General features: G+C 52.2%; 7 protein-coding genes and 2 pseudogenes. 1 reads left to right on the top strand and 8 read right to left on the bottom strand.

Annotation, left to right across the window (positions count from 1 at the left end; translation table 11 throughout):
- Nucleotides 1–5: 5 nt before the first annotated feature.
- Nucleotides 6–3,086 (bottom strand): SusC/RagA family TonB-linked outer membrane protein, encoded by a 3,081-nt coding sequence (locus tag B5E60_RS06260; RefSeq protein ID WP_087310425.1) that lies wholly within the window; start codon nucleotides 3,084–3,086, stop codon nucleotides 6–8.
- Between the two features lie 835 nt (nucleotides 3,087–3,921).
- Nucleotides 3,922–4,089, bottom strand: a complete 168-nt coding sequence (locus tag B5E60_RS13930) for a plasmid mobilization protein (RefSeq protein WP_162611600.1) — start codon at nucleotides 4,087–4,089, stop codon at nucleotides 3,922–3,924.
- Nucleotides 4,090–5,935: 1,846 nt separating this feature from the next.
- Here B5E60_RS13930 and B5E60_RS06255 point away from each other — a divergent pair.
- Nucleotides 5,936–6,370: pseudogene (locus B5E60_RS06255) on the top strand (ParA family protein); the annotation flags it as partial.
- Nucleotides 6,371–6,608: 238 nt separating this feature from the next.
- On the opposite strand, the gene B5E60_RS14475 reads toward B5E60_RS06255, so the two are convergent.
- From B5E60_RS14475 to B5E60_RS06220, 6 genes and pseudogenes are all read right to left on the bottom strand, one after another.
- Nucleotides 6,609–6,914 carry an IS110 family transposase gene (locus B5E60_RS14475; protein WP_446697998.1) on the bottom strand — a complete coding sequence of 102 codons (306 nt, stop codon included), beginning with the start codon at nucleotides 6,912–6,914 and terminating at the stop codon, nucleotides 6,609–6,611.
- A 449-nt stretch (nucleotides 6,915–7,363) separates the two neighbouring features.
- On the bottom strand, nucleotides 7,364–8,542 hold the full coding sequence (locus tag B5E60_RS06245; protein WP_143260681.1) for a DUF6047 family protein: 1,179 nt from the start codon (nucleotides 8,540–8,542) through the stop codon (nucleotides 7,364–7,366).
- A gap of 248 nt (nucleotides 8,543–8,790) precedes the next feature.
- Entirely contained in the window at nucleotides 8,791–10,800 is a 2,010-nt protein-coding gene (locus tag B5E60_RS06235) for a DUF4116 domain-containing protein (protein ID WP_087310417.1), read from the bottom strand.
- 52 nt (nucleotides 10,801–10,852) lie between these two features.
- A complete protein-coding gene (locus B5E60_RS06230; protein WP_087310415.1) occupies nucleotides 10,853–11,287 on the bottom strand; it encodes a DUF3872 domain-containing protein in 435 nt (144 codons plus the stop codon).
- A 13-nt stretch (nucleotides 11,288–11,300) separates the two neighbouring features.
- A complete protein-coding gene (locus B5E60_RS06225; protein ID WP_087310660.1) occupies nucleotides 11,301–11,501 on the bottom strand; it encodes a hypothetical protein in 201 nt (66 codons plus the stop codon).
- A 5-nt stretch (nucleotides 11,502–11,506) separates the two neighbouring features.
- Nucleotides 11,507–11,713 (bottom strand): annotated as a pseudogene (locus B5E60_RS06220) (hypothetical protein); the annotation flags it as partial.

Here is an 11,713-nt window from a genome sequence, read left to right as displayed (position 1 = left end):
TTGTTTCAGAAGGTGAGACTGAGGTTGAAGGTCAGTACGGGTTGCATCGTCCCGGCCAGTGATCCGGTTTCGGGGTCCGACTCCTTGTAGGGCGTGATCATGAAGAGGTTCGAGGCCTGGAACGCCACGCTGGCATACTTGATCACCCCGCCGCAGTTGCGTTCGAGCCACGCCGGGGAGAGCCGGTAACGAAGCGACAACATCGACATCTTGAAGTAGTCGCTCTTGCCGACTGTCATCGTGTTGGCGTAGTTGAGCGAGGCAATTGCCGAGGAGCTGAAGAAGGGCGAGTGGTAGATCTTGCCCTCGTCGCCGCGCTTAAACCACATGTTGTCGACCTGACCGCGGATCGCATTCTTGTTGGCGTCGTCCGTGTTGCGGACATAGGTGTAGTTGTAGGGGCGCACGCCTCCGAAGACATAGTAGAAGTCCATGTCCAGATCAAAACTGCGGTACGACAGACTCACGTTGATCGATCCGCTGTAGGGCGGCGTGCTGTGGCCCAACGCCACGATATTCTCTTTGGAGGGTGTCTCCGTGGCGGGGATCTCGCGACCGTCAGCCCCTCGGAAAACCGGAAGTCCCGTAATGGGATCGATCCCCAGCGACTCCAGACCGTAAAGCATGTCGTACGCCTTTCCCACTTCGTAATCGGGTATGATCGACTCGGCGCTGGCGTAGATCCGGTCGGCATAATAAAGATCCATCACCTTGTTTCGGTTGTAGGCCAGCGATCCACGCAGCCACAGACGCCAGGGATCCCGATCCACAACCTTGACCGAGGCGGAGAGTTCGTATCCTTCATTCCGCAGTACGCCGATGTTGCGCAGCATGGTCGAGAACCCGTTCGAGAGGGAGATGGGAACCGACAGCAGCGCATCCTCGGTATCCCGGCGGTAGAAGTTCACGCCGAGAGTCACTCGCTTGAAGAGTTCGAGCGAAAGCCCCGCATCGATCGATTCGGTCTGCTCGGGCTTGAGGTCCGTATTATAGAAGGCCAGGAGCTCCAGCAGACGGGCATCTCCATAGAAATCCGTCGAATAGGAGAAGGTTCCGATTGCCGAAGCCGAAGATACGCCAGCCAGATTGGCCATCTTGCCATACGAAGCCTTGAGGTTGAGTGACGTGATGACACGGCTGTCGCGCAGGAATCCGTAGCGGGTCGGGGTCCAGCCCACACCGACGGCCCAAGCGGCGTTCCACCGTTTGTCGGCCGGGAGGATCGACGAGGCGTCGGTCTTGTAGGTGGTAAACAGGTCGTAGGTCGAGTCGAACGAGTATCCGAACACCAATCCGAATCCCATCTGGGCACTCTTCTCCTTGAGTGAGCCGACCGATGGTTTGCGGTTGCCGGTGATCGACTGGTTGATGGCCGCCGGTGACATCTGCGTGCCGACGCCGTAGCCCGTGATCGAGACGTTGTCCTGATCCGTCAGGTAGTAGTCCATGTTGCCGCCGATGGTCAGGTCGTGGCGTTCCGCAAAGACCCGATTATATGTCAGACGGATGTTCGACGACACGTTGGTCGTAACATTTTTGTTCTTGGTCAGACGACCCCGTTCGTTGATGGCCGCGCCCGACTTGCGCTCCTCAATCGAGGTCGAGGGCAGCAACGTGAGACCTTCGTCCAACATGAAATCCACACCCGCTACGGCATCGACGTCGAGACCTTCGACCGGGTGAAGGTTGAGCGATCCGCTTATGCCGGCATGCTTGTCGGTGGATTTGCTCTGGTATTGGCTCAGCAGGTCGTTGTAGGTATACTCCGAGGATTCGTTCGAGAAGGAGACCAGCGGGCTGGTTTTGGTCTCGTACGAGTTGAGCTGATAGACGAGGTCCGTCGGCGAGAAGGAGCTGCCGTTCGGGGTGTTCGTGATCGAGTATCCGGCGTCACTGGCCAGCGAGAGGTAGCCCCAGCGGCCCAGTCGTTGATCGAGGCTCATGCGTGTGGAGATGCGCTGCACATCGTTCCCGGGAACCCGGCCTCCCTGTTGGGAGTAGTTCGCTGAAATAAAGTAGGAGGTGTTGTCGTCACCTCCGCGGATGCTGATGTTGTGCCGCTGGTAGATGTTCGGGCGGATGAGTTCCCGGAACCAGTCGGTGTTGATGCCTCGCAGCGAATCGAGGATCTGAGAGCCCTGGGCGATCATTTCGTCGCGACTTGGATCGTTGGGGTAGTATTTGCGGTAATAGTCGGCGCTGTAGCGATACCCGGGGGTAGACGGATTTTGCAACAGACGTTCTATCTCCAGCTTTTCGTCGCTCTGCATCATCTCCACGCCACGGCGGCCGCGCAGCGTGACGCCGATGCTGAAGTCGTAGTTAACTTTGAGTACTCCGTCGGGGTTTCCGCGCTGGGAGGTAATTTCGATGACTCCATTTGCGGCTTTTACGCCGTAGAGGGCGCATGCCACAGCATCCTTGAGGACCTTGATCTCTTCGATGTCGGCAGGATTGAGCGTCAGGAGGGCATCCGAAGAGATGATCTGTCCGTCCATGACGTAGAGGGGTTCGTTGGCCGTATCTCCGGCTCGGAACGATGAGTTCCCGCGCAGACGGATCTGGGGTTTCGAGCCCAGGTCGCCCGTGTTGGTGACAATCAGTCCCGGAACGGCACCCTGCAGGGCGAGCGACATGTCGATCATCGGTTTGTCGTTCAGACGTTCCATGTCTACGCGCTGTACGACGCCCGATTTGGCGCGGATGTCGAGTTCGTTGATGTTGCGGCGGGCGACCACGACCACTTCACCCACATCGGTAGCATCCTGCTGCATGGCGGCATCCTGAACTTTCTGTCCGGTATACTTTACGGATACTTCCTTCATGCCGATGAAGGTGAAGAGCACGATGTCTCCCATGGCCCATTCTCCGCGCAGCGTATAGTGCCCGTTGGTGTCGGTAACGGTTCCCTGCATGGTGCCTTTGATGCGCACGGTGGTACCCGGAAGGGGCTGCCCGTGGTTGTCGGTGACAGTGCCGCTCAACTCGCAATGTTGCTTGATCGTTTTTTCTTGAGCCCAGCTACCCATGCTTGGCAACACTGGCAGTATCCAGGAGAGGAGAATTGCGAGGTAATGTTTTTTCATTCAGAGCCGGTTTGTTCGTATATATAACATTATGTTGGATATGGAGATGTGCACGATAGGACTGTAGCTTGCTCGCTTATGGAGTTCGGAACGCATTCTCAAGAGTTTTTGCAGATTTAAATCTATTTAGACTGAAAAACATCGTTAGCTGCGTTGTGACTCGCATTTTCAAATACGGGGACAAAAGTACTTTCAAGGGAAAAGAGAAACAATCCCGAGTTTTAGGTATTTCCCAGTATCATGAGAGTCCAGCTTGCATAATAAAAACGGAGCTCCCTGTGAGTCTGGAATTCTCGTCATTACTGCTTATATTTTCCTCGATAACCTTGGATTCTTTCGTTGGCAGAGACTGTTATTGAAAGTGATATGGTTAATTATTATGGCTCCTCCTCTGCATGATGTAATGTCATTTTATGAAGATTGGCGGACTTGATCTTCTCCGAGGAACTTGCCAGAATGGTCTCGACCTTTTTCAAGGAGGCGTCATCTCCCAGGCTGGACGCTTTCAGCGGCGTCACGGGTGCTTTTTCCCATTCTCATCCAGCACGGTATATACCAAACCGTGGTATGGTTTCCTGCACGTGATCCTTGCGGCTCTTCTACACCGATACGATACAGGGCGAGTAGCGCTCTCAATTCCCGTCAGGATCTTCAAATATCAGTCTTGTCGACAATACGAAAGCCTTTCCCTTGTTGACTTTCAACTGATTGTAATTCAGAATGCCATACGCATTCTTTCCGGTAGTTATGTTAGCTATCATTTTGTCTTAATTTTTGAACTGTGGCAAAAATCTTCTCACTGACAGCAATCAATTGGATGACGCGAAATGTTTTGTCAAAGATCCGCCTCTTGATGAAACGAGCCATTGAATGTCTCGAACATGGTCAGGAAACGGGCGTATTCTTCGTCCGTAAATCGAACCATGACGCATTTCTTTGCCGAATCGGCTTTGGGAGGCCTGCCCGGTTTCCTTTGTTTGTCGGGAGTAATAAGGTCTTCCATAGCATTCAATTTTGCATGGAGGAGACGAAGCTCCTCTGTGTTAAATGTGGACCGATATCCAGCAGACGACAATGCTATTATTTTGTCCTTCTGACTGTCCGGAGAGAGAGGATCCGATCTCGGTCTGTTTCACGAGGCAAAGTTACCGAGAGGAATCATTGGTTGTATAAGGGTACGCGACGCCAACCACTGCCACACCGACGCCAACCACTGCCACGGACAGAATATAGCAGGTAGCAGGGGCTGGAATGTTTACAGATTGAGTGTTAAAGACAACCCCGAGAGGCTAAGTTTCCTTTGTCCTATCTGGTCGCAAAATATTTTGCCGAGTATGGTCTTCGCGCGAGAAAAGACCGGAGTATGTTTTCGGGGTGGCTGTTATTTGCAGATGATCCATTCGCCAGAACGCGCTGGGCCGACATGACGAATCACACCCGCACGAGTCAGACGTTACAAATGGTATTTGACACCATCGGGCGTAATACCTACCAACCAGGCCAGAGCAGCATGTGAAATTCCCGGGTGTCGACCATTCTCATTTAACTTCTCTTCCTGAGCAAAAACTGAGGTGGTTTTGGGGCAGTTTTCTGGGTAGTCTATGTCTTTGCAATTACTCAAAAATAAACTCGATAAATGGTGTGCAACCTACTTTTCCTCCACTGACAGCAATTGTTTGGTCATATTTGGGTGTGCCCATAAGCAGGTTTTCCAGCGTATTTTTTGCACAAAAGAATGGTCCTTAACCGCCGCAAATCATGGTAATAATTGACAGAGTTTTTATGGGATTGAGCGTGGGAGAAGGCCATTGTGGCGGCTAATTCCATTGTTTTACGTTGCTTATGTGTATGAAGAGAGGGTCGTGTCACGGCCTCGATTTGAGATGGAACAAGCCATTAGATGTTCGTCATATCTCGTGATTACAGTCAGAAAACCGGTGTGATTTCATCCGAGAATCGAAACAGAATATCCCCATTTGTCGGAGCAGTCTTTCAAAGGCTGCTCCTTTTCTTTTGCCCGTAGGACGCAATTATGCCTTCCAAGGTCCCCATTTTTGAACGAAGGGTGCCGGAAACCCTTCAGCGGTTAAAATCCGGTCTCGGCACATGGGGTGCCCTGTAAAAAACGACGACTTCGGAGGAGTTTTCCACTCCCTTGCGGGCAAGCTGTTTTCGTTACCGAGAATATTTCGCGTAACGGAAAACACAGCTTGCTGAGTCCCGAACATTTTTTATGTTCTGGGGACTCAAAAACGGGTCGAACATCACGCCCCGTTTCCCCCTGTTCGTCGGCCAGCACAAAGAGGCGAACGTCGGGTCCCGGCATAGTCTCACGGGACACGGTTTTCGATAAGAGTAATCGCTTTTCATGGTCGAACGCGACGCCAACCACTGCCACACCGACGCCAACCACTGCCATATCCTCAGGAACCCGCGCAAATCGGGTGAAATGCCCCTTTCTTTGTTCCCGGCAACAAACCAGCATTGATTCGATTCAACAAGTCAGCCATTAAATTTTTCAACATGCAATTCGATCAACATCGATGTAAAAATTTGAAGGTGTACAGTTTTGTTGTTTTGTTGATACACTGTTTTGCTGTTTTACGGACACATTGTTTTGCTGTTTTGCAGGTACACTGTTTTGCTGTTTTACCGATACACAGTTTTGTTGTTTTACAGATACACTGTTTTCAATATGGATGCACAACACAGAATCAGAGATGAAACATGGCATTAGTTCAATCTATCAGCCGTTCGCTAAGGATAGATTGAAATTCAGAATTGCTCCAACGGGCATGAATATCTATGAATCAATGATTTATATATGAACTCTTAAATCTGAAAAGAGTATGGCAAAAGACCCCATTTATCTGGCCTTCTCGACACAGAAGGGAGGAGCCGGGAAAACGACGCTTACCGTACTTGTCGCGTCGTATCTGCACTATGTGAGAGGTTACAATGTTGCAGTTCTGGACTGTGACTATCCCCAGCATTCGATCGTGGAGATGCGGCGCCGGGATTTGAAGCAGATTAAGGATGACGAGTATTATCGAGGCCTTGCCTATGCGCAGTTCACGCGTCTCAACAAGAAGGCCTATCCGGTCATCGAAAGTAGCACTGAAAGATCCATTGAGGATGCAGAACGAATTACGTCGCAGGCCGCTTTTGACATTGTGTTTTTCGACTTGCCCGGGACGGTCAACAATCCATCGGTTATCCGTGCGCTGTCCAACATGGACTACATCTTCGCGCCGATTGTCAAGGAGTCGATCATCAACAATGCCGACTGCAAGATCGATTGAAGCCTGTCACGTTTCTTTTCGAGAAACTTGATGGTTTCGTCTACGGTATGGATCGCACCTTTATCCGGGATAGGCAGACAAGCCAGAGAGCCTCGGAGGTTCGACATGGCGGTAATTTGCTTAGTGAGCTGCCGTATGACCGTTCTCTTCTGCCTGAGCCGCAGGATAGCCTCTCCCTGTATCTTGAAAGGTTGCGGATTCATCTTCTCTCCGTAGAGAGCTATGAGCCGAGCGCCGATTTTGTCAGTCTTGACAGTGGAGAGCATGGTCTGGCGAAGTTCTTTATCTTCAACGGATTTTCCATGCTGATAGTAATCCCTACGACATTAAGCATGTACAACAGCAAGGCACTGTAGTTTCCGGTGGCTTCCATGACACAGTGGATGCTGCCGTCTTTTGGGAGAGTTTCGATGAATTGCTTAATCCCAGCGGTCGTGTTGTTAAAAGTATGGATTTCTCCGCCTTTGCTGGAGGAGTAAGCCACCACGAATGTAGCCTTACTCACGTCGATTCCAATGTATTTCATGGCCGTTTGGTTTTTTAGTTTTAATGACATCGCTTACACCTTGATCCTTCATTGCGAATACGGGTTCAAACACCTTACGAACTATCCGGATTCCGATGTAAAGAGTATGGGGTCAGAACATAGCTTTCGGTCTCGCAGGCCAATGAAAGATCGGACTTATTCCATACTCTGATGTCTTAATCACTCAAATTTATAATAACTAAAATTAATATACAACGAAATATGTCGGGATAATAAATCTCTATCGGAGTGCCATCCGCATCCGGATAGATCAAAAAATCGCTATGAAATACAATTCTATGGCGAACAGCTTGGAGGAAAAGAGCCTCGTAAATACTCGCGTGCGTCTGTTCTGTCCCGTAAACAGAACATTCATACAGGACCTGCAAATGAAAAAACGCTCCAATGCGGGAAGCATTGGAGCGCCCTTTGACTTTGAATAATAATGATTATTGGCCTATAGCGTACTTTTCAAACCACCATGGATAGTGATCTGCCCGGAAATGAATCTGATGTTTAGAGCCATCATACTCCGCAAAAAAGGTCTTCACATATTCGTCCGTAATGCTGTTATCGAAAAAATAGGCTCGATCGGCAAGTTGAATCGCTCGCCTCAGATTACGCAAAGACCCCTCATATCGCTTGCGGATCTTCTCCTCCGGAACATCATGACCCCCTACTTCCACTCGGAAACGACCCCGGTCTATATTGATCGTAACATCTTTCGTGGAGACAAAATAGAGATAGATCCGATAGCCCATACTCTTGGCCAGCTGAATATAATCCAACTTGCGGCTGTCGGACATAACCGTTTCAATGGTGAATGTCTCCACGACATTCAACATCTTCAAACGGAGAAATTCTGCAACAAAAGCCGCAAAATAGGAATCTATCAGTGCTGGATCCGGAATATTCAGTACATTAAGATGCACTTTCAGCGTGTCGAGCAATTGTTGTCCATGCCCCGTCTTGGCAAACAAGCCACTGGCCTGAAATCCGGTTTTTAATTCCTCTTCGCTGACGATAATGGAAAAATCATTGAATGACAAGCGACCTTTGGTGCGCAAATCCTTCTCGATCAAATCGGCATTCACCGTCTCCTTCGGAGTGAGGTCGAAGCGCCGAAGCTCGGTGTAGATCCCGAGCTGATCCCATTCCGCATGGTACACGGAGGGTCTGCGACCGAGCATCTCCATACTCCCGGACCCAAGCACGTCCACCGGAGGATTGACCTTTGAACGAAGGGTCTCGTCGGGCAGCAATTCCAACGTGCGAACGTAGGTAAGCTCCATGCATGGATGGTTGAGATGATCTGCAAGAAAACGCAGATAATCATCGTAAAGCGACTCGCCACGCAGAGTGCAGTTGAAGAGAAGAACGCCCGCATCGGTTTCAATACCCCGGTACGACAGCGGACGTTCTTCGAAATTGGAACCCTCATAGAGGCGAACCCGTTCCAGATAGTCGGGATTGTCGTACAGATCCGCTATCTGACGGGTACCCCCCCCCTTTGAAGGCCATAGAGCAATGGATAGAGACGTCTCGTAGCACGCGGCCGCAGGCCCTGGTCCCGAACGGCCTGCAGCAGCCTGCGTGGGTAGATCGAAATGTTTTCGTTTCCGGCCCACACGGATGCGGGATTCTCAAAGCGCCAATGGACAAAAAAAGCTGTTGCCATACGGCGGCCGCATTTGATTGAGAAGAGCCATCGCTCAGTGTATCGAGAAATGTTAGAAACTTCTGAAAAAACGACCGTTGGCCGATGTTACCTGAACCTTCCCGTCCGTTGCAAGCATCATGAAGACATCGCCCGGATGAAGGGATTCCTCGGACTGAATCAGAGAGCTGTTTTCCATGTTGTTCATCGTCGCGAAAATTATAGTTTCATCTTCCGTTGTGTCTTCCGCATACGGACTACGCGGAAGGTCTGCTCCTGCTGCCGCGTCAGTTGCTGGAAGCTGAATTCATCCCTCTTCCGATCGAAAGAAACCCGACAGCAGCCGGCATATCCGGCCCGTGTCGCAACATCATCCACAACAACTGAACCTCCGGTATAGAGGATCTTATACTGTGCATAGTCGAGAGGCTGCCGCAGCGTCTGATCGACACGTCGATGGAAAGAGTAGATGTTGTCGCCCTTTGCCACCGACTCGGGGACATAAATTCTCAAATGCAGGTAGTTCGATTCCGCATACAGACACATATCGGGAGTCCGCAGGTGTTGCGGAACCCACTGGATAGCCCGCGGATCCTCACGCACGGCGCTCTCGGCGATGCGCTTCGAGATGATCTCCGGGGCAAGAAGATGAAGGCAGCGGCTGTTTTTCCGTATCGCCTCATAGGCCATCTCCTCACTTACCATGCGTCGCGGAATGAGGTTGAGCAGCCGGTCGATCTTCTGCGGATCGCGCTCCTCATGCAGCACCTGCATCAGAAGCTCCGGACGTGTGATCGCTCCGAGGGCCGAGAAATCCGAGGAATCACGCAAGTAGCTCCGCTCGAAGGCAAGGCGGTTCAGCGCCTCCGTACGCTCCGCTTCCGGGACGCCAAAAAGAATCCGCGGAGTCTCTTCAATCAGCGAGGCATAAAACGCCTCGTTCTTCATCGTCTCGGGAAGATACTCGATGGCATAAGGGCTCGTTCTGACGGCTGATCGGCACAGCGCCTCGGTTTTGAGCGCCTCGGGGACGTAGCGAAGATTCATCCCGTCGGTCTTCACAGCCGCTTCGCAGAGCGACTGGTCCCGGAGACGTTCCGGGAGCGCATAGAACAGTTCGGGCTCTTTCAGAAAGATCTTCTCGGCAAGACGCAACGTCATGACTTCCGGATTGATATTCTTGAGGAAATTCTGCGTCTTGGAGTACGTATCACAGCGTTCATCGAGCATGCGCTCAAGCAGATCGGGATATGGAATGAAGCGAACGAGATCACAGCCCTTCGTCCGGGCGTATGCCATCTCGCAATCCTCCCGGGTCAGCAGTTGCGGTTTGAAGTAACGGATAGCCGCGGGATCCGCGGCCAGCGCCTTCCGGTACAGATCCCGCGTATGCAGTTTGTCCGGGACATAGAGCAAGGCTCCGACGCTGTTCATCACCGCCGCCTCGCACAATGCGGCGCTACGCTGCGCCTCGGGAATATCATGCAGCAGGATGCCGTCTCCTCGGACGGCCTCCAGGCAGATCTTTTCGCTTCTCAAATGCGCCGGAAGAACCAGCAGACACATCGGATCCGTCTGAACCCCGTAGAGCGCGACCTGCTCCGTAAGCGCCGAGGGATCAATCCCGGCCATGAGTTCCATAAGGTTGTAGCCTTGCCGATGGTACTTCTGCAAACCCTCCAAACAAACCTCCGGGAAGGGAATATCTTCCAGAACGCTGCGAAGCATCTCACGCGTGAACGGCTCCGCATTCAGAGCCTCCCGGCACAACTCCGGCGTGCGCAGCGCCTTGGGAACATATTTCAGCACAAGTCCGTCACCCTTGACGGCCGTCTCGCACATCTGCGCGGTCAACACCTTGTCGGGAACAAATGTCAAGGCCCACGGATCATGGCGCACGGCAAGCATGCACAACGATGCCGTGCGATACTTGTCCGGCACGAAATTCAGCGCCGAGCCGTAATGGCGAACCGCCTCCCGGCACATCGCCTCCGTCTTCAGCTCCTCGGGAACGTAATCGAAGGCAAAAGCCCAGTCGCGAATGGCTCGGAGGCACAGCGACCGCGAGAGCAACTCCCGAGGCACATAGCGAATATTGGCTCCCGACATCTCGACGGCATGGCTGCAGACAGCCTTCGTACGCCGTTCAAGAGGCAGCGTGCGTAGCAAATCCTGAAAGGTCTGATCCTGATCGAGCAGAGCAATGTCTGCCTTTTCCTGTGGTGTCATTTTTCTTTCGTATTAAAAACGCCCGACAAAATTGCCGGGCGTCTGCGGTTTTTTACTCACCCGTATCGGTGTCATTCTGGAACGTGAAGCTCTTCTGAACCACCTGTCCCATATTGTCCTCGACATAGATGTCGATCACCTGCTGAGCCTCGCTCAACGATGTGTAATAGAGGCGGAACGAGGTTCTCTCCAGCGGATAACGGTCGTTCGGGAGGAAGACCGTCCCGTCGTCCATACGCAGCTCCCCCTCGCCGTCCGGCTGGAAATAGCGGATCGTGTATCGGGCCTCGTCATACTCTCCCTCGCGAACCAGCGTACAGCGTATCTCGGCTGTCTCGCCCACACTGAGCCGCTTCTGTACGGGCATCGTCTCAAGGGTGAAGCCATAGCGCTGCTGAATGTTCAGGTTCTCATCGCATGCAACAGTCAGCACGCCTGTCATTGCTATGCCGGCGCAGAGCGCCAGCCATCTTTTCAATCGTCTCATCGTTTTTTGTTTTTTAGTATTCGACCGAATCGTTCGGCACATCTTCCCAATCGGGAATCATTACCGTGTCCGCGTCTATTGTCGGACATCGGATCACCTCGACCGTCGTATCCTCATAGACGTTGCAGGCCGTGAAGAGCGAGACGAAGATCGCGCCCCAGGCTGCAGCCAGAAGAACGTAGGTCAGAATCGTTATTATGCGTTTGCGTTTCATCATTTTTACTCTTTTAAAAGTTCCGAAATTTCGGGGTCCAGATTCCCCCGGTACTCCATGCGTTCATCCCGGCGGCAGGCTTCGAGAAAGTGCTCACGTCCCTCGGCCTTGCGCCCCAGCCGCGAGCAGGCTATGGCCCGCAGGTACTCCGTCACGGCATCCGTCGGCATCGTCGAGAGCAACTCCAGCGCCCGCTCGTTGTGGTCCATCGA

The sequence above is a fragment of the Alistipes sp. An116 genome (genome assembly GCF_002161005.1).
GTDB lineage: Bacteria > Bacteroidota > Bacteroidia > Bacteroidales > Rikenellaceae > Alistipes > Alistipes megaguti.
This window is presented reverse-complemented; position numbering and strand designations above follow the sequence as displayed.